Consider the following 17,922-nt stretch of genomic DNA (forward strand, 5'->3'; position numbering starts at 1 on the left):
ATTAGTTCACCTCCTGCACAATGGACACAAAGCGCTCAGCAATCGCCTTATGTTCATTAAAGCCTGTCAATTGATTAAACACTTCCTCCAGTGACCCTTCCATCGATTGCTGCTGAAGTTGCTTGAACGTACCGTCTGCCACGACACGCCCCTCGGCAATCAATATAATCCGGCTACTGATCTTCTCCACCACATCCATAATGTGTGACGAATAGAAGATGGTTGTGCCTTTTGCGGACAACTGTGACAAAATCTCTTTCACTACCATCACACTATTGGCATCCAGCCCGCTCAGCGGTTCATCCAGGAATAACAGATCAGGATCATGCAGCAGAGCCGAGATTAACAGCACTTTCTGACGCATCCCCTTTGAGAAGGAGGCAATGCGGGAATGATATGATTTTTCCAGTCCAAAACAATCCATCAACAGCTTTGCTTTGTAATCCGCATCTTCATAAGACAAGCCATATAACTCTCCCGTAAACGTTAAATACTCCGCCGGAGTTAATTGTTCATACAGTTCTGCCACTTCCGGCACATACCCGATTCTACGCTTATATTCCACATCGCCGCCAGCGATATCCTGTCCAAAAATACGAACGTTACCTACATAACCTTCCACTAATCCAAGCAAAATTTTGACCGTTGTACTCTTGCCAGCTCCATTGGGCCCGATGTATCCGATCATCTCCCCGCGATTCACTTCCAGATCGATGCCGTTTAATACATAACGCCCGTTATACCGCATACGTAAGCCTTCAATTGACAGTACTTGTTCTCCAGTCGTTTCCGATCTCATTTGTTCACCAGCCACTTCGTTATCCAGCTCCTTGTCTATACTATTTCTACAATTCTACTAGTTTACCACAGTTTGGATTAGGGGATCTATGAACTCTATAAAGTACGACAAAAAAAGACGCTTCATTCAAAGCGTCTTTCTGCTAATATGATCGGTCTAAGCTGTATATACTACAAACAGTGATCCTAGTCGAAAATCAATTCCATCCATTCCACACTTCGTTGCAATTTATCAATTAATCCTCGTCATCAAAATCCTGATCAAACGACAACACCTTACCTGTGTTCGCGTCGATATCCACGTCTGCCTCACCTTGAGCTGTTCTCAGCTCAATCTCGTAGACATAACGACCATTGTCACGATCCAGCTCAACCTTCGTTACTTTGCCACCAGTCACTTGTTTCAGTGCAATGTTGGAAGCTTGTGCAACCGTCAATTTCACCTGATTGGAAACAGAAGTACTTGAAGAGTTACCTGTTCCATTATCCCGATAATCATCATCGTCATCGTAGTCATCATCATTAACAACGGCCAAAACTTTACCCGTATAAGCGTCCAACCTAACTGTCACATCAGGGTTACCTTTTCTGTCGATCTCGACTTCATAGAAGGTTTGACCGTTTCTACGCTCCAGATCCACATCATCCACTTTGCCTTCCACTGCTTTCAGCGCTATGGATTTAGCTTGGGATACGGTCAGCAGTTTACCTTTGTTGTTCTGGTTCGCACTCGTGGATTGTGTCGTTTGAGATTGTACTTGTGGCGCCGGTTGCCCGTTCATATTGCCGCTAGCCGCGACCGCTGATCCACCAAGCAACACCGCTGCCGACAAGCTTCCAATCCAAAGTTTATGTTTGTTCATCATCATCATTCATCTCCTTGTTATTGTTCTCGTTCTCGTCTACATATTTAGAATAACCTGGGCGAATGAGAGATTAGAGAGAGAAAGATTAGAATTTGATGAGAAAATGAGGAGAGTATTCTTACCCCTTTTCAGAAAATAACATAAATTGAACTACAATGAGTATGGACACGATTACTTCAATGTAAGAAATATCCTTTCAGGGGACCATCACTTATCAATACATAGATCCTTATAGAAATTCCTAATCGTCGTCCTTATCCCAAGTTACCGAACGTATGGCACCCGAGATCGCATTCACCTGCACCGTCGCCTCCCGCCCGTCTTCCAGATCGATCTCAACCAGGTAATACGGATTGCCACTGTTCGTGCCACGTAGTTCCACATCATCCACTTCGCCGGGAACTCTCGCAAGCGCCTTCTGCTCGGCCTGCTTCTCATTTAGAAACTGTGGCTCTTTATCCGTTCCTCCCGTTGCTGATGGCGGAGATGGCTTGATCGCTTTGGAGGAAATAATCTCGCCCGTATATGGATCAAGCGTCAGTTCTTGGCGGCTGTTATCCCTGGCTTCCACCACTGCGGTGTACACGGGACTACCCTGTTGTTCAACCAGTTCCAGCGACACAAGATGCTCCCCGGCTCTTTGCTTCAGTAACTCCGCCTTCATCTGCTCACGGCTCCATAACGTCTTCTCTTCAGCCTGCGGACTCGATTCCAGACGTTTGATGGATTGAACGGTCGCCGTGAATGCATCGGCCTGCACATCGTATAAACCGGTCTCCGAACGGAGCTGCATCGAATACGTACCGTCCTTCAGGGTAGAATGAACGATCTCCCCCGGATATTGATTCAGCACAGATTGAGCAACCGCATCAGCAGATAACTGCTCACGGGCTGGTTCCCAAGGTTTCCACCATATCACTGCTACGAGGAGCATTACAGCCAGTGTTCCGGCCCCCAACCACAGTACCTTTGGTGATCCTATACCTCTGTGACTTCTATTTATATTTTTATTTCCGAGCCTATGCTCATGCTCATGTTCACTTCGTATCATTTCAGGCCGCTTTTCCTGCTCTGTCATACGCACTTCCTCCTCACGTTCTTCCACAACTTATCTGAGTATTTACGTTGAAACGCCATTTACCAGCCTTGTATGTCATCAGTATAGAAGAGAAGAATGAGAATTTCATGAGAGTGTGCTACTTCGGCTATCCGATTTGGATCGCGGTAAAATAATACATGCCTCCGTGCCAACACCCTCTGCACTCGTTAGCTCAATCTGTGCTCCGACAGCGCCTGCCAGCTCCTTGGCAAGCGACAGTCCGAGACCAGACCCGCTGGCAATTCCGCTTCGGGTTCTGGAGACATCGACCTGGTAAAAACGGTCAAATACTTTCGCCAGATCCTCCTGCCGCATACCTATACCTGTATCCACGATCCGTATCAGGCAGTTTTCGCCCTGGCTCTCCAGTCTGACTTCAATGGCATCTTCACTATATTTCCGTGCATTATCCAGCAAAATAAACAGTAGCTGCTTCAGCTTGCTCTCATCACTGATCGCCCAGATGGGGCCCGAAACGTCACAATGCACTTCACGGTGATATGCTTCACGGAATGCACGCGTAGAACCCTCAGCCAGCTTCGCAATATCTATACGCTCCAGTTGTACATTCCATTGCTCCGGCTGCTTGGCCAGGAGCAACAGCTGCTCCGTTAACTCACGCATACGTACCGATTCCGACAGAATCGCTTCCACCGCTTCATCGAATACTTCAGGCCGCTCCTTCCCCCTGCGCTTGAGCAGACTGGCATAACTCTCAATGATCGTCAGCGGTGTTTTTAGCTCATGTGATGCATCCGAGACAAAGCGTTCCTGCCGTTCGAAGTTCGACTCCAGCAGATCCATCATGCGATTGAACGTCTGGCCCATCGTGTTCAATTCGTCCTTTGAGGTTTCCTCCAGCGTTAGCCGCTTAAAATGTCCACTCGCTTGAATATCACTCATCGTACGTGTCATTTGCTGAATTGGTCTTGTCATGCGGTTCGCCAAAATTCGGCTGGAGACCACCGCAGGAATCAGCGCAATAATGGTGACAATCACTAATACCGTTCGTAGGGTAGCAAGCCCCTGCTCTGTTTCTGCCACACTCTGGGTAACCTGCAAGTTTACGACTTCTCCATCCGGCCAAATTAATGGCATGGAAACCCACACATAACCAACCTGATCCAACTGGAGATACGCGGCTTTCTTCTCATTCTCATATTGAAAAGACAACTTGCTGAGTTGTTCGGATGCTCCCGTTGTAGTCACAGGTGAACTGCTACCGTCTTCATGTACAATGCGTAGCATGCCGTTCACGGGCGCATAAGCCCGAAGCAGATCGTCTGGCGGAATTGAGCCAGCGGACTGTCGTACTCCCGCGACGATCGACTCGGCTTCCGCTTCGACTCGGCGAATCTCATTATTAATGGATACTCGCTCAAATACGAGATAAACGGAAAGATTCGCCGCAATTAATAGCACAGCAAATAAAACCGACGAATATCCGTAGATTTTACTGCGCAAGCTCATGATTGCTCCTTCAGGACGTATCCTACGCCCCTTACGGTATGTATTAGAGGTGGCGTGAATCCGTTATCCACCTTCTTGCGCACATAACGGATATACACGTCCACCACATTGGTATCCCCATAATAATCGTATCCCCACACGGATTGTACGATCTGATCCCGACTGAGCACCTGACGCTGGTTGCGTAGCAAATACACCAGCAGATCAAACTCTCGAGGGGTAAGCTCTATTGCTTGTCCATCCCGAAAAACCTCGCGCGTCCCTTCATGCAGTTTCAAATCAGCAGCAGTTAACCACGCTGTGTCTGCTTCCTGTTGCTGAACTGCTGATTCATTCACCGTTTCCTGCTCCGGGGCATGATTCAATGTCCTTGCAGAAGAAGCCGCAGCAAGTCGCAATGCTGCACGAACTCGGGCCAGCAACTCTTCAATCTGAAAAGGCTTCGTGATATAGTCGTTGGCGCCAAGATCCAGACCGGACACTTTATCCTCCACTGAATCCTTCGCTGTCAGCATGAGGATTGGGATAGCAGCATCCCTGGCTCGAATTCGTCGCAAAACCTCGATGCCACTCAGACCAGGCAACATGATATCCAGTAAAATCAAATCCCATTGCCCCTCGCTATACTTTTCCAACCCTTCTGTTCCACTGCCTGCTTTCGTGACCTGATACCCTTCGTACTGCAATTCCAGTTCAAGCAACCTTGCAATCTTGGGTTCATCTTCAATGACCAGCACAGCTTCATTCATGCTGATTCCCCCTCACCCGTCATATCCTTCTCCCGCTAGTTTACAACATCTGTTTACAATTTGCCTAAAGCGTCCGATACGGCATGATCTCCAGCTATCAGATCAAAGGCCATCCGATACGTCTTCTCTTCCTGCAAGGAGGCTACGATGACACGTGCCACATCTTCACGAGCAATGCTACCCGGTTTCAGGTCAGTACCCACAGCCACTTTGCCGGTTCCCGGTTCATTTTTCAGACCTCCGGGACGGATAATGGTATAGTTCAGATCACTGGCAAACAATGCACGATCCGCAAAATGCTTTGCCACATAATACGGTTTGATCTCTTCCGGCCATTTACTCCGCTGATCGGCCCCATAGGCGCTGACCAGAATATATCTGGAAATACCCTGTTTCTCTGCGGCCTCCATCGTTTTCACTGCACCGTCCAGGTCAATTAACAATGTTTTGTCCGGACCCGTTGAGCCGCCTGAACCAGCTGTGAACACGATGGCATTCTGATCTTTCATCGCTTCGGCAAGCTCATCCACGGTACCCTCCAGATCACCCATGACAACCTGTGCACCAAGTTCCTTCAGTGCATCTGCCTGCTCCAACTTGCGAATCATGGCCGTAACCTGATGTTTGCCTTCCTGAGACAGCTGTTCCACCAGGTGTTTACCAATCTGTCCATTTGCTCCAATCACCAGTACGTTCATTGTTCATTCTCCTCTCAGGTTGTGTAAAAGAGCAATAACAATGCTCCCTGTCTGCTATAATTTTGTTTATCTTATAGACTTTTAATGTAAAAGCCTCACCTTATCTTTTAAACGAAAGCGGCTGCTTTTAAGCGCTAGCTGAGTCGGTAGACCCTATACATCTTGGCTCCGTGCCACACCGCACCGTATTCATCCTACAGTCTGTGGATATATAAACTGTCTCACATGGAGGCCCTATGATACGTGTCATAATAAGGTATACCAACAGGATTCTTGGTTACATGCATGTGTATTTTCCTGCTTACGATAAAGGGGCCCTGCCTCTCCTTCACTATTTCTCTCTTTCGCTTCTTCGTTCCGTATAATATCTGTATAAATCCATGCGTTCATACCTGTAAAGCTCCCGTCTTCGCCTCTTTGGGTTTACGTTAGGTAACGACTGCATAACAAAAAAGGACGCCCGATGGGCGCCCTTTAACGTTAGTGTTATAGATTAATAAGCCAGTGCGAACAAGCCATGGATGTGGGACAGGTAACGGATGTTACTTGCTTCTTTCATCATGGTTGCAGGCAGACCTTTCAGGCGAGTCTGGTTGCCACCGATCATGCCGACAGCGTCTTTACGACCCAGACTTCCCAGCGTACCGGAGAAGATTGGCGAGAAGGATTCCATTGCGCCACCTTTGAACATTACGCCCAGGTTGTGACCAATAGTTTCACCCATTTGCCAAGCCAGTTGTGCCGTTGGAGGGTAAGGACGAGCGCCTTCGCTAGGGAAGACTACTGCGCTGTCACCAGCAACAAACACATCTTTGTGAGATGTGGATTGCAGCACTTCCGTTACTTTTGCACGGCCGCGATCCACTTCGATTCCACTGTTGGCAACAACTGCATTACCTTGTACGCCACCTGTCCATACCAGTGTGTTTGTAGGGATGGAGCTGCCGTCTTTCAGCATAACTTCGTTTTCTTTCATCTCTGTAATCGCTACGCCAACAATGAAGTTTACGCCGCGTTTTTCGAGACTGGATTTTGCGCGATCAACCAGCTCTGGCGGGAAACCTGCCAGGATGGAAGGACCTGCTTCAACCGTGTAGAGGGAGATATCGTTGAAATCGATACCTTTTTCTTTACATACACCTGGAAGAAGATCAACGAATTCGCCGACAAGCTCGATACCTGTCAAGCCGCCGCCACCGATAACAAATGTAGCGTCTGCTTTGTTGCCGGATTGCTTGTATGCATCCAGACGTGCTTCAACATGCGCACGAATACGGTTTGCATCACTAACGGATTTCAGCGTGAAGCTGTATTCCTGCAGTCCCGGAATTCCGAAGTAAGCTGTTTCGCTACCCAGAGCAACAACGAGTGCATCGTAAGAGTATGTGGAGCCGCTAGTCATGAGAACTTTTTTCTCGTCCGGCTTGATTGTATCCACCGTATCGATTTTCAGGTTCACATCTTTACCGCGCAACAATTTTTCAAGCGGGAGAGCAACAGCTTGCTCAGAAATGCTTCCTGCTGCAAGACGGTGCAGTTCCGTAATAATTTGGTGTGTAGGGTAACGGTTCACGACTGTAATTGTCGCTTCTTCCGGGGTCAAGTATTGACGCGCAGTCAGCGCAGTCAACAGACCGCCGTATCCTCCACCCAAGATCAAAATTTGCTTCGACATATCCATCCTCCGTTCTTTCTAAGTCTTAACGTTTCGATTGCCCACGCTCGTTCAGGACGCTCAGGAAAGATTGAGCAAAACGAAGCGTTTGTTGTACGTTTGGATCTTTAAGCATTTTGAGCATAGCGAACAGGCCAACCGAAGATTGTTCGGTTTGCGCACGGTCATTTGCCTCGATGGCAGCAGAAGCAACACCTTTGGCTTTGTCTACAACAGGTTTAGCGAACTCGCCCATTGCACTCATTGTGTCGCTGATCAGAACTTTGTCCGTAGCGATACCTTGTGCGAAGTCGTAAGCTTTCGTCATTGCAGTAACCATTTCAGCCAATTTAGGCAGGTTCTCCACCAATACAGTTAAAGACTCCTGTACCTCGGGCTTCATCAGTTGATCCAGTACGTCCAGGGACTGGCGCTCTGCGCCTTCTGTTACTGGCACCTCTTGTTGAGTAGGCGATTGTGACATAAGAGAAAGTCCTCCTTTACTTTGGGATAGAAGTCCGCGACTTTCATGATGCCTGTCAAGCTGAGCCGAACCACAAATACATCAATACACTAAATGTACCAAATTTCACACATTAGGATAAGAGCATCCAAAAAGACGACTCTCACGCATGCATGGTATGTTGGGTCTGTTGCGCACAACGCATGTTGACGCACAAAACGACAAGCAGGCCGAAATCGAACTCTATACCCTTATATTACACCTCTTACACATGAACATGAAAAAGAAATTTTTTACACTTGTGAAGATATTGTGAACATTGTAACAAAATCGATTTTTTTGTCAAGGAGTGTTGGCTTGTCTCGACGGGTCATATTTCTTTGCCAAACGCCACAAGCTACCATATGTGGTATTAAGACATGATCACAACAAACCATATGTACGAAAAGCACATATGAAAGTGCATGTTGAACGTTTTTTCAGGATTGGATTCCCAGAAATCTACCGTTCATGCAACGAATTTGGTCACTTTGGTTATTATGCAGCGACAGCCCCAGCCTTATTCTCCCCGTTCAAACATCTTACTCAAGCAAGTATGGACCTTCTTGAAAGAGATTGCAAAATTTCCACACTAGATAGGTGTGCTCACAACTTCAGTTTAGAACCCCTTCTCAAATCTCTTGTAATCGTGAACGTTTAAATTATCCTCAGCCCGGTTAATAAGGACTACACCAGACAACGAAGGAGATGTTCGATATGAGTAATTCAACTGGCGATAAAATCAAAGCAGGCATTAACAAAGCCAAAGGCGAAGTGAAGGATCAGATCGGTAACGCGACGAACAACAAGTCCCTTCAGGCTGAGGGTAAAATGGATAAGGCCAAAGGGGCCGTTCAAGATAAAGTGGCCGATGTGAAAAAACATCACGAATAATGTAGTCTGGCTTGCATTCTTGGATCGTCTTTACGCCCCTTGCGTGAAGATCGCAAGAGTGGCAAGCCAGCCTGACCGTCAAAGTTTGGGCTCAATTCGTTCGGATACACTGAACATTCTGAATCTGAATCTGATGACGGGGGCGCAAAAAAAAGCCAAGGAAGGTGCCGAAAAACCACCCTTCCCTGGCTTTTTTTTTGTTTTTTTATAACGCTGGTACGGAATACCGTGCCATATCAATGATAAAGCTGCGACTTGTACGTGTTGTATGGTACTCCCGGTTGAATAGTCTAACCCAGTCGGCATGCTCCTGGTACCATTGGAATGTCCTCTCCAGACCCTGCTCCAGTGTATTCTGGGGATACCAGCCAAACGATGCGCGCAACTTGCCGGAATGAACAACTAAGCTCGAACCTCTGGATTGCGTAGGCTCCAGCTCCCTGATCTCCTTCGCTGTTGCCGATTGATCGAGAGGTTCCAGTAACATCCCGATCTCTTGCATTGTCGTTCCAATACCGGTAGAGATGTTATAGGTCTGTCCATCTTGGCCATGGGTCATAATCTGCTCGATCGCTCGTAGCGCATCATCGATATACAGGAAATCACGTACAGCTGATCCCTGAATATCCAGCGGCAATCCATCCAGCATGCGCCCGAAGTTACGCGGGATAATGCGATCGGGAAGTTGCCATGGTCCGTATAAATTGGTCAGACGGAATGTTTTTACCGGAAGTTGATAACATTGAGCGTAGGATTGGGCTAGTGTCTCGCAAGCGACTTTCGAGGCAGAATAAGGGGAGACAGGCGCATAAGGGTCTGATTCGTTGTACACTCTGCCCCATTCTCCACCATACACTTCAACGGACGAAGCCAGTAAAAAAGGAATGTCGTGATCGGTAGCATATTGCAGGATAGCTTGTGTACTGAGAGTATTGTTGCGAAATACCTCTGCAGGCTGATGATATGAATAGTCGACGTGAGGCATGGCGGCGAGATGAATAATGTAATCTGTATTAGGGGGCAAATGAATATTGTCTTTAGCAAGGTTACACTTGATGAATGGCATGTCGTGCAATGGAGAGCGGTGAACAAGTCTCTGACAGTAGTCATCCTGATCAAGCATAGTGACCTGATGTCCCTTTTGCGCCAAAAACTGTGAAAGATTAAATCCAACAAATCCTGAAGCTCCTGTAACCACAATGTTCACACATTTTCCCCCTACTCATTTTTTTCATCGGGCGCTTTAAAGAGAATGTCTGTACGAGTATAACCTGAGAATGATACATTTTGTATCATTTTACAAATATTTTTTATTCCTTTATTCCCTGAAAGGTTAATAGATGGAAAGAGGTGAAACCAAAATGAGAGATCCAAGGCAAGATTATAGCGATATCCATTCCATGAAATTTCAAGACGACGGAGTCATTCCAAATCATCCGCATCTGCCAGTACTTCTGTACAAAGGAGTCTGGCGTACCGAACCTACCCTTGCCGAATCCGGCTTGAACCGGAACGGATGGGGCAACAGCTGGATCAACGGTGTATATGATTATCATCATTATCACAGCAATGCACACGAGGCGCTTGCGGTAATGAGCGGATTTGTTAAGTTAATTATCGGCGGTGAGAACGGAAAGAAGGTCTATCTGGAGAGTGGGGACGTGGTTGTATTGCCTGCCGGAACCGGCCATAAACGTCTCGAAGCCAGTCCTGATTTTCGGATCGCGGGAGCTTATCCTGAAGGTATGCGTTACAACACTCGTACAGGCAAACCGGGGGAGCGGCCTGAGGTGTTGCAAGAAATTCTAGAGGTTCCTGTACCGGACACAGACCCGGTGTATGGGAAAGGCGGACCTTTAACCAAGCTGTGGTTCAATCACAGGGTTTGAGTTTGTTGTCGTAATGAAAACCATATAAGCAGGGGGATGATTTTCCGAATGGAGCTACATTTCCCCTGCTATTCGAACACGATAGAAGCGCATGGCACGCGGGCTGCCCTCCATATCAAGTTTGCCCTGAAGTACAAGCTGACGCACCCGGTATTCAATAAATGAGTCTCCGACAGCTTGAGACAGATTTCCGAGCACCTCTCCCACGATTCGTGCGGCATTGATGAATTCGCCGGATTCCCGTTCAGCAGAAAGTTTTTTCACCTGCTCCAAAATGAACTCATCCAGGCTGTCCTCAGAGACGCTGTGGACTACATGATCTTTCATCAGTCTCAAGGTTCCTGGCTGTGTTGCCAAGTCGAGCCACTCTTGTTCCATAACGCTCCGTTGCTCTGAAGATAACGGCTGGGCATGCATACTTTTCTTCCACATGGAGGCCAATTGATCAGGCATCAACTCGCCCAAACGGAAAAGATCCCGTTCAGATTCGTCATCATCAAATGCTTGAAACAGTTTCGTGGTATCGATTAATTGAATTGGACTTCGACGACGATGGCGTAGCAGATGAAGTACATATAACAGGCCGGTTCGTTCATGAGCATTATTCGCATACCAGATAATGATCCGGGTTTCTTCAGCAATTGAATTGATAAATAGCCCTATACGCTTCAACTGCTCCAAACCTTGCAGAAGATACTGCCCATGCTCCGTCAGGTAAAGTTTCTCCGCCAACCACAGATGTCTACGTTGCAACACCACTGCATCCGTCAAATCACCCAAAGGACCAACAGCATAATGATCATTTAGGGAAAAGAAATGTCTATGTTCCCGATTGGGGAACTTCCCCATGGCCACTTTGACACTTCCCAAAGGGGATTCCCCAATAGCGATATGGATTTCCTTTATATTTTGCAAATCTGGCCATGGAAGTCCCTCTTGTCTAAGCTTCCGCTCTTGGTGCAATAGGCTGAACAACTGGTATTGCCTCTCTGCAAACGACATATTATCTGTGTCTTTAAGCTTGTCACTCCGTGCCATGTCTGTCCGCAGGTAAAGCTCACGCAACAATGCTCTTAACTCATCCTCATTCATCTGGTGTAATTCGTTATCAAAATCAAAGACACTTTGTATCATGCAGGAGCCTCCTCAGATTTGAGTGGTGTTCATGAGGAAATCGATTTTTCCGAAGCCTGATGTATCGGATGTTGTTCATCTTGATCAGGGTTAAACCGGGTGAAGTGACGTTCCAATTTCCGGCTCGCCCACAGGGATACCGCAATGAACAACACGACGCCGATCCAGCGTACCGGATGCTCCAGAAACTGCTCTACATTTGAACCAATATACGTTACAGAGAAAATCATAATCCCTTTACCGAGCCCCACCGCGAGCAGGAAAGATAACAATCGCATACGGGCGATACCTGCAGCCACATTAATTATGACAAATGGCCCCACGGGAAAAATGCTAAGCAGGAATACATAACTGAATGCGTTTCTGCGAATCCATACCATACTGCGCTGCACACGCGGTTTGCGTGCCCACTTTTCCACAAATGCAGACTTCCCGATCTCTCGCACGATCAGAAAGGTCACGGTACAGCCAAGCACCATGCCGATCCAGGAGTACAAAAACCCTGCCCACAACCCGTACACCGCTCCGTTCACACCCACAATTAATAACGTTGGAAGCGGTGGTACAAAAGACTTCATAAACGTAAGCAAAATGCCCGGCAATGGACCGAGAGAACGAAACTTCTCCAGCCAGAACCGAATATTTTCTTCCGTGATGTATGACATAATATCAAGTGCCGCTGGTGTCATCCGCATCCATCCAATCTATTCGATCTAGTTCATTTATCAAGTATAACGTACATTCGGATGTCGCATCGTTGTCAATTTGAAGAAATATTCGAATTGGGGCACAAGCCAAAAAAGCACACCCTGATCATTCACCCAGGTGTGCTCTGCATATGAACGCTCCTGAATCTTCAGGAGCTTAGCTTGTCTATCGCTTATTCCAATCCCGTTTCCTGTATCTCCAGCGCGAGTAGTTCTGCCTGATGGGCTGCATTCCACTCTGGAATGCCCGAGCGCATGAACTCGTCGGCATCCATCGCCGCTTTGGATTGATTACACAGATTGCAGGCACATACACAATTGAGCGGTGTTGTATGTCCACCTTTGGCCCGTGGAAGAAGATGATCAATGGTATCTCCATAGGAGCCGCAGAAGTAACAGGTATACTTGTCACGCTCCAGAATAAACCGCTTGAAATCCTTGTTGCTGAACAATCGGCGAATGGTATACCGATTAATCACAACGGCAGCTTTTTCCTTCACCAGTGTAACGGCAAGTTCCATATCCACTTCCTGATGCCAGCGGCGTCCTTTGTCCGTTTTGCCGCGCATGCGCACCATGCCCTGACGGTTGGTCCGGAGCGAAGCCGGATCTTCCGGGTCAATCGCTGCCGGCGGCGCGTGATGACGCCGCGGACGGCCATCCATGCCAGCCCCGTGACTGCGGCTGGCATGCGATGGCTCGCGCCCGGCGGCGGCTGGCTGTGCCTTCGCCGCCGCACTGCCCTTGCCATTCGCAGCGGCTACGCCTGGCGAATGCACATCGCCGGGCGGACGCTCCCCGCCCGGCAGCCTACCATCCACCGCGTGCAGATCGGTGGATGCCTTACTCTCGCTCTCTGCCTGAGCAGAAGCATGCGCATTTATCATCTCTGACGGCTTCTTTTTCCGCCGTCTTCGGCGCTTTTTCCGCTGGCTGGGCGTAGCACTAACCGAAGCAATCGTACCATCCTTCTCCGTCTGGCCGATCCGCACAGTACCAGATTCAGAAGATACCGGACTTGCTAATTCATCTGAATCTACCCGGTTAACCAGATCACGGCCGGGTTCATCTCCAGCGGCTGATTCCATTGAGCCAATATGCTTGCTCCGTTCCCGATCATTCTTCACCGGAGATGAAGCCATGTCTTCCCGAAGGGAGTTGTCCATCGCATTTCGACGCTGTTCAGACTTTACGGATTGAGCTGTTTCGGCCATACGTTGTTCTCGTACACCGAGTTGACGACAACGGCGACAAGCTCCGCGCCTGGCTCCCGAACTCGCACGCCTTCCCGTTCTACGCCGAAACTCCGACGCAGGCCGTCGCTCTCCGCAATACAAACATGTCTTGGTTTGCCGCGTTTCCTGTTCTGTCTTCCCTTCGCGGAAAGCGGCTGATCCTGTCTCCACGGTTGTCACCTCGGTTCCGAATGAATCCGGTTTCTTTCTATTGTATCACAACTGTTCGCGAACACCCTCATAGCCGTAACCCTTGTACTCTTCCGACTTAAATTCAGTTGCCTGCTCACTGCATTCGTGGAGAATGTGCTCCACATATTCCAATATATCTTGCATCGGTTTCCCGCATTGTTCACATCTTGTCATGTATGATCACCTTGATCCTGTTCTCGAAGTTTTCTATAAGTTGAACTAAAGCTGTTTACACGGAGCACTACGACGACAGAATAACCTTCCCATCGCTATTATCCCCGGATTTTTTTGATTCCCTTTTCTAAAGGGAATCAAAAAAATCCGATGATAAGCTTATGCTTCCGATGTAGCTTTCTTGCAGAAAGCTTTTAGCCGACCGCTTCGACTTTCCAGATTTTTCCTGCACTCTCCGTTTCTGCGTAAATAAATAGTTCAACTTATATAGTAGTTATTATCGTTCCGCCTTATGATTACCCTTGTATTCTGAAAAAGAAACATTCGTTCCCACGATACACACCCATAGTATCTGCAGAACCCCCGAATCACTTCAGCACAACAAAAAGCCATTCTCAAGCTCAACCTAAGGCTGAACCGGAAAATGGCTTTTAATCAGGTATGATCTGACTTCAAGATCAAACATCCACTTGCCCCGAATGTTGTTGCGGTACAAGACGTGGCTTCGGTTTGGGCAGATTACCAAAGATAATCCAGGCATGTGGCAGGAATCGTGCCGCCAGCCCGACCACAATCCATGAAGCGATCAGTGCAATACCAAATCCGGCGGCGTACCACAGATGAATCAACCAGGATACCCCCGTTTGGGGTGGATGCTCACGATAAAACAGAAGGAAAAACGGATGGATCAAATAAATGCCAAAGGATAATGCACCCAGTCGATTTAGCGGTTTGACGATTAGTGCAGGACCTTTGCGATAGAGCAAGTATGCAATCTGGATAATGACCAGCGCACAGGCAAAGGTATGCACATTCCAGAAAAGCTCATACCATAACGTGTTATAGGTCGCAATTTTCAACCGTAGCAAATAATAAATATAGACGTGAGCAAGTCCCGCCGTGATCCACACAACCCACAGGACAATCCATGAAGCTACGCGCACTTTAGTTGCATTCGCCCGGCTGATCACAAACCATTGTTTGATTTGCGGGAAATACACCCCCATAAAAGCTCCAAGCATGAAATAGGAGAAGTAAGAGAAAGCCCAGCTTCCTTTGTTAGGCACCTGGAACCCGTATTTATTACTTACGATGAAGGCCCATTGAATAAAAAGCCCGATCGGGATAGACCACTTTACAACAGAAGGATGTTTCTTCAATAGCCATAGCACGAGTGGGAAGATGAGATAAAATTGCATATTAATAAAGACAAAATATAGATGCGTGTAGGCTTTGCCTGTAAACAGCCTTTCAATAAAAGTAATCAACGACTCATTAAACGGGCGTCCCTGGTAATACAGGTAATGCTGTACAACAAAATACATAATCGAAAACAGGAAGTAAGGCAACAAAATGTAGACAAAGCGCTTCTTGTAAAAATTCGTGACTAATTTCTTGTCTAGCGGACGGGTGTAATAATTATAGAACAGCACAAAGCTACTCAAAAAAATAAAGGTTGGTGTACCGTATTTCATGAAAATATTAACAAAGTTGTACAACCAATAGTAACTGGAATTGGTCATTTCCAGCGTAGCATTGGAGGTGGAATGTACAAATAGCACACCGATAATCGCCACAGCCCGTACGAGATTTAACTCCGGGATTCGTTCTCTTTTCAGTGTTTGACTCATGATATAGAGGTTCTCCTTTATGTATTCGTCAATATGTTAAATATGACTTAGTCCATGAAGCTCTCTATCTATTAAAAAGCATATCGCTTAACATGTGTAGTCCAATTCCTTAATTTTTCTTTAATTTCCAAGAAGTTTTTATACTATTCACATTGTCACACATGTCAAAAAGACCGCTATGACGCGGCCTACGGCTTGTTGTGTCATTACTCTAACTTTTTTTGTTTACCGGTACAAAAATGTTAAATTCAGGTTCTTGATCATTGGAATCCTGCTTCATAGGGTACATTTCATAATGCGTAAGCGGTTCATTCGATAAAACGAGTCCCTGTTCTTCAATCCATGCATAGATTCGATGATATGAAGATTCAATGGATTCTCCTTTGATATGGTTGTATTTCGCATAATCATGTGCCGGAACTTCAAATTGAACCATACCCTCCGGGACATTCGGAGATGCCACGTCATCTACCTGGACGGCAACATAGTGGACAAACCCGGTTTCTGTCATATGATACGACAAACCCAATAGCTCATCCGGGTGCATCATATTCTTGATTTCATGCAGGCGACGCTTAAATTCGATCTGCACCTTGCGAATACCTCCAGCCCCTGCCTCAGCGAACGTTCCCTCCCATCTCAGACCGATCATTGTGGCGGCCTCTTTACCGACCAACTCTGCCGATAGTATTGGTTTCATACACCTCATCCCTTCGTTCAACAATGGAATTGACAATGCCATGTTTTCTGTTCTAACTCTATCTTATACTATAAAAATCACAAAATTTGTAATTATATGTCGCACATGTCCTGATATATAAAACAAAAGACAAGGAGTCGCCTCCCTGCCTTCCTCATCCTATCAAAATTTAGTTTTTCTCCCGGCTCGCCAGAATCTGCTTGTACACGTCAATGGCTGCCTGTCTGGAAACTTTCAGATCTACGATCGCATCCTTGCGTGGTTGGTGAATCTCCTTGCTATGCAAGTCCTTCAACTCGGGTAGCCACTTGCGAATATAGTCGCCCTGAGCATCGTACTTCTCCGACTGTGTAACCGGATTATTCACACGGAAATATGGCGCAGCATTTTCACCCAGTGATGCGCACCACAGCCAGTTCCCCCGGTTCTGGATGTTATCGTAATCTTTCAGCTTTCTTCTGAAGTATGCTTCACCCAGCGTGAACGGACACTGAAGGTTTTTGGTCAAAAACATCGCTGTCAGAATGCGGAGCCGATTGGGCATATGCCCGGTCTCGTTCAGTTCTGTCATCGCGGCATCGATAATCGGGATGCCCGTTTCCGCTTTGCACCAACGTTCGAAATGAGTATCTTGAAGAACAGAGAGATCATACACTTTTTCATACGTAAAGTAATCCTGCTCATAAACTGCCCTGTATAAGTAGAAATCGCGGAAACAGAGCTGTCTGATCCACTCCCCAGCTTCGGAGATACGCTGTGCAGCATCATACATCTTGCGAATAGATACTGCCCCCACAGCTACATAAGAGCTGAGATGACTTGGCTCATAGGCCTCGAACTCATCCCGATGATCCCCGTAATCCGCCACCCGTTCGGCCAGAAAACGATCCAGCAACATATGCGGGTCCTCTCCATCTCCTGCCTCATCCGAATTCTCCAACAAAGCACCAGGAACCTTCATAACCTCCGGCCAATCCACATTTCGTTCAGAGACGTCCACATCTGCAATCGTAATTGCCGATGGTGGATTAGGATGTTCGTTCATGAATTCAACCCAGCGTCGATGGAAGGCAGCAAAAACTTTATAGGGTTCTGATTTGCCTGTGAAACTGGCAAAGGCTTTCAGTTCAATCAGCAAATGATCCGTCAGTTGGGTGAATGTGATCCCATAGGATTCACAGACTTTACGTATCTCCCGATCCCGTTCCATCGCATATGGCGTCATATCCCGATGGACGACAATCTCACTGATCTTACCCTCCATGTGGCTCAGTAACCAATCCACCACTTCAGCGGGTTTACCGTAAGCTACTTGCAGTTGCCGTTTCGCTTTCGTATACTTTCTGCCCAGTGCTGCAGCATGACGGAGGAAGTTTGCACCGCTATGCTCCTTCTCCCGGCCTTGCCGGAGCAGGAATGGATCATAGATCAACACATGCAGGCTCTCTTCTTCCTGCTCACGCAAATAATCCAAAGCGCTTAAATCATCTGTACGCAGATCTTTGCGGTGTATGAATAATTTCACGCGCT

The 17,922-nt window shown here is 47.2% G+C and carries 19 protein-coding genes; 3 read left to right on the plus strand and 16 right to left on the minus strand.

Annotated elements, in window-relative coordinates:
* Nucleotide 1 precedes the first annotated feature (1 nt).
* The 8 genes from FS818_RS18855 to FS818_RS18890 all read right to left on the minus strand — a co-directional run bounded on the left by FS818_RS18855 (nt 2) and on the right by FS818_RS18890 (nt 7,818).
* Nucleotides 2-799, minus strand: coding sequence for an ABC transporter ATP-binding protein (locus tag FS818_RS18855; protein WP_145333830.1), 798 nt, complete (start codon nt 797-799; stop codon nt 2-4).
* Between the two features lie 235 nt (nt 800-1,034).
* Nucleotides 1,035-1,664 carry a PepSY domain-containing protein gene (locus FS818_RS18860; RefSeq protein WP_186375544.1) on the minus strand — a complete coding sequence of 210 codons (630 nt, stop codon included), beginning with the start codon at nt 1,662-1,664 and terminating at the stop codon, nt 1,035-1,037.
* Between the two features lie 241 nt (nt 1,665-1,905).
* Nucleotides 1,906-2,742: a PepSY domain-containing protein gene (locus tag FS818_RS18865; protein ID WP_145333672.1), complete on the minus strand. Its 837-nt coding sequence runs from the start codon at nt 2,740-2,742 to the stop codon at nt 1,906-1,908.
* A gap of 105 nt (nt 2,743-2,847) precedes the next feature.
* Nucleotides 2,848-4,233: a sensor histidine kinase gene (locus FS818_RS18870; protein WP_145333673.1), complete on the minus strand. Its 1,386-nt coding sequence runs from the start codon at nt 4,231-4,233 to the stop codon at nt 2,848-2,850.
* Nucleotides 4,230-4,982 (minus strand): response regulator transcription factor, encoded by a 753-nt coding sequence (locus FS818_RS18875; RefSeq protein WP_145333674.1) that lies wholly within the window; start codon nt 4,980-4,982, stop codon nt 4,230-4,232. Before FS818_RS18875 ends, FS818_RS18870 begins: the two co-directional genes overlap by 4 nt.
* 53 nt (nt 4,983-5,035) lie before the next feature.
* Nucleotides 5,036-5,680 (minus strand): SDR family oxidoreductase, encoded by a 645-nt coding sequence (locus FS818_RS18880; RefSeq protein ID WP_145333675.1) that lies wholly within the window; start codon nt 5,678-5,680, stop codon nt 5,036-5,038.
* Nucleotides 5,681-6,173: 493 nt separating this feature from the next.
* Nucleotides 6,174-7,355 carry an NAD(P)/FAD-dependent oxidoreductase gene (locus FS818_RS18885; protein WP_145333676.1) on the minus strand — a complete coding sequence of 394 codons (1,182 nt, stop codon included), beginning with the start codon at nt 7,353-7,355 and terminating at the stop codon, nt 6,174-6,176.
* Between the two features lie 25 nt (nt 7,356-7,380).
* Nucleotides 7,381-7,818, minus strand: a complete 438-nt coding sequence (locus FS818_RS18890) for a DUF1641 domain-containing protein (protein ID WP_145333677.1) — start codon at nt 7,816-7,818, stop codon at nt 7,381-7,383.
* A 735-nt stretch (nt 7,819-8,553) separates the two neighbouring features.
* Between FS818_RS18890 and FS818_RS18895 the strand changes: the two genes are divergently transcribed.
* Entirely contained in the window at nt 8,554-8,730 is a 177-nt protein-coding gene (locus FS818_RS18895; RefSeq protein ID WP_090921556.1) for a CsbD family protein, read from the plus strand.
* A 43-nt stretch (nt 8,731-8,773) separates the two neighbouring features.
* Nucleotides 8,774-8,941 carry a hypothetical protein gene (locus tag FS818_RS28895; protein ID WP_186375545.1) on the plus strand — a complete coding sequence of 56 codons (168 nt, stop codon included), beginning with the start codon at nt 8,774-8,776 and terminating at the stop codon, nt 8,939-8,941.
* Here FS818_RS28895 and FS818_RS18900 read toward each other — a convergent pair.
* Nucleotides 8,936-9,937 carry an NAD-dependent epimerase/dehydratase family protein gene (locus tag FS818_RS18900; RefSeq protein WP_186331746.1) on the minus strand — a complete coding sequence of 334 codons (1,002 nt, stop codon included), beginning with the start codon at nt 9,935-9,937 and terminating at the stop codon, nt 8,936-8,938. The genes FS818_RS28895 and FS818_RS18900 overlap by 6 nt on opposite strands.
* 193 nt (nt 9,938-10,130) lie before the next feature.
* On the opposite strand from FS818_RS18900, the gene FS818_RS18905 reads away from it, so the two are divergent.
* Nucleotides 10,131-10,619 (plus strand): cupin domain-containing protein, encoded by a 489-nt coding sequence (locus FS818_RS18905; protein ID WP_260984682.1) that lies wholly within the window; start codon nt 10,131-10,133, stop codon nt 10,617-10,619.
* Between the two features lie 54 nt (nt 10,620-10,673).
* Here the strand turns inward: FS818_RS18905 and FS818_RS18910 are convergent, their stop codons facing one another.
* From FS818_RS18910 to FS818_RS18935, 7 genes are all read right to left on the minus strand, one after another.
* Complete coding sequence (locus tag FS818_RS18910) at nt 10,674-11,753, minus strand: DUF1835 domain-containing protein (protein WP_145333679.1); 1,080 nt, start codon at nt 11,751-11,753, stop codon at nt 10,674-10,676.
* A 29-nt stretch (nt 11,754-11,782) separates the two neighbouring features.
* Nucleotides 11,783-12,442, minus strand: coding sequence for a TVP38/TMEM64 family protein (locus tag FS818_RS18915; protein ID WP_145333834.1), 660 nt, complete (start codon nt 12,440-12,442; stop codon nt 11,783-11,785).
* A 191-nt stretch (nt 12,443-12,633) separates the two neighbouring features.
* Nucleotides 12,634-13,875: an HNH endonuclease gene (locus FS818_RS29590; RefSeq protein WP_397351789.1), complete on the minus strand. Its 1,242-nt coding sequence runs from the start codon at nt 13,873-13,875 to the stop codon at nt 12,634-12,636.
* A 36-nt stretch (nt 13,876-13,911) separates the two neighbouring features.
* Complete coding sequence (locus FS818_RS28900) at nt 13,912-14,061, minus strand: hypothetical protein (protein WP_186375546.1); 150 nt, start codon at nt 14,059-14,061, stop codon at nt 13,912-13,914.
* A 458-nt stretch (nt 14,062-14,519) separates the two neighbouring features.
* Entirely contained in the window at nt 14,520-15,692 is a 1,173-nt protein-coding gene (locus FS818_RS18925; protein ID WP_145333680.1) for an acyltransferase, read from the minus strand.
* A 211-nt stretch (nt 15,693-15,903) separates the two neighbouring features.
* Nucleotides 15,904-16,392: a GyrI-like domain-containing protein gene (locus FS818_RS18930; protein WP_145333681.1), complete on the minus strand. Its 489-nt coding sequence runs from the start codon at nt 16,390-16,392 to the stop codon at nt 15,904-15,906.
* A 169-nt stretch (nt 16,393-16,561) separates the two neighbouring features.
* Nucleotides 16,562-17,917, minus strand: a complete 1,356-nt coding sequence (locus FS818_RS18935) for a cryptochrome/photolyase family protein (RefSeq protein WP_145333682.1) — start codon at nt 17,915-17,917, stop codon at nt 16,562-16,564.
* Nucleotides 17,918-17,922 lie beyond the last annotated feature (5 nt).

The organism is Paenibacillus xylanexedens (genome assembly GCF_007680605.1).
GTDB lineage: Bacteria > Bacillota > Bacilli > Paenibacillales > Paenibacillaceae > Paenibacillus > Paenibacillus xylanexedens_B.

Coding starts and splice junctions, on each gene's coding strand:
- FS818_RS18855 (WP_145333830.1), bottom strand. CDS start 799: ATGAGATCGGAAACGACTGGAGAACAAGTACTGTCAATTGAAGGCTTA.
- FS818_RS18860 (WP_186375544.1), bottom strand. CDS start 1,664: ATGATGAACAAACATAAACTTTGGATTGGAAGCTTGTCGGCAGCGGTG.
- FS818_RS18865 (WP_145333672.1), bottom strand. CDS start 2,742: ATGACAGAGCAGGAAAAGCGGCCTGAAATGATACGAAGTGAACATGAG.
- FS818_RS18870 (WP_145333673.1), bottom strand. CDS start 4,233: ATGAGCTTGCGCAGTAAAATCTACGGATATTCGTCGGTTTTATTTGCT.
- FS818_RS18875 (WP_145333674.1), bottom strand. CDS start 4,982: ATGAATGAAGCTGTGCTGGTCATTGAAGATGAACCCAAGATTGCAAGG.
- FS818_RS18880 (WP_145333675.1), bottom strand. CDS start 5,680: ATGAACGTACTGGTGATTGGAGCAAATGGACAGATTGGTAAACACCTG.
- FS818_RS18885 (WP_145333676.1), bottom strand. CDS start 7,355: ATGTCGAAGCAAATTTTGATCTTGGGTGGAGGATACGGCGGTCTGTTG.
- FS818_RS18890 (WP_145333677.1), bottom strand. CDS start 7,818: ATGTCACAATCGCCTACTCAACAAGAGGTGCCAGTAACAGAAGGCGCA.
- FS818_RS18895 (WP_090921556.1), top strand. CDS start 8,554: ATGAGTAATTCAACTGGCGATAAAATCAAAGCAGGCATTAACAAAGCC.
- FS818_RS18905 (WP_260984682.1), top strand. CDS start 10,131: ATGAAATTTCAAGACGACGGAGTCATTCCAAATCATCCGCATCTGCCA.
- FS818_RS18910 (WP_145333679.1), bottom strand. CDS start 11,753: ATGATACAAAGTGTCTTTGATTTTGATAACGAATTACACCAGATGAAT.
- FS818_RS18915 (WP_145333834.1), bottom strand. CDS start 12,442: ATGACACCAGCGGCACTTGATATTATGTCATACATCACGGAAGAAAAT.
- FS818_RS28900 (WP_186375546.1), bottom strand. CDS start 14,061: ATGACAAGATGTGAACAATGCGGGAAACCGATGCAAGATATATTGGAA.
- FS818_RS18925 (WP_145333680.1), bottom strand. CDS start 15,692: ATGAGTCAAACACTGAAAAGAGAACGAATCCCGGAGTTAAATCTCGTA.
- FS818_RS18930 (WP_145333681.1), bottom strand. CDS start 16,392: ATGAAACCAATACTATCGGCAGAGTTGGTCGGTAAAGAGGCCGCCACA.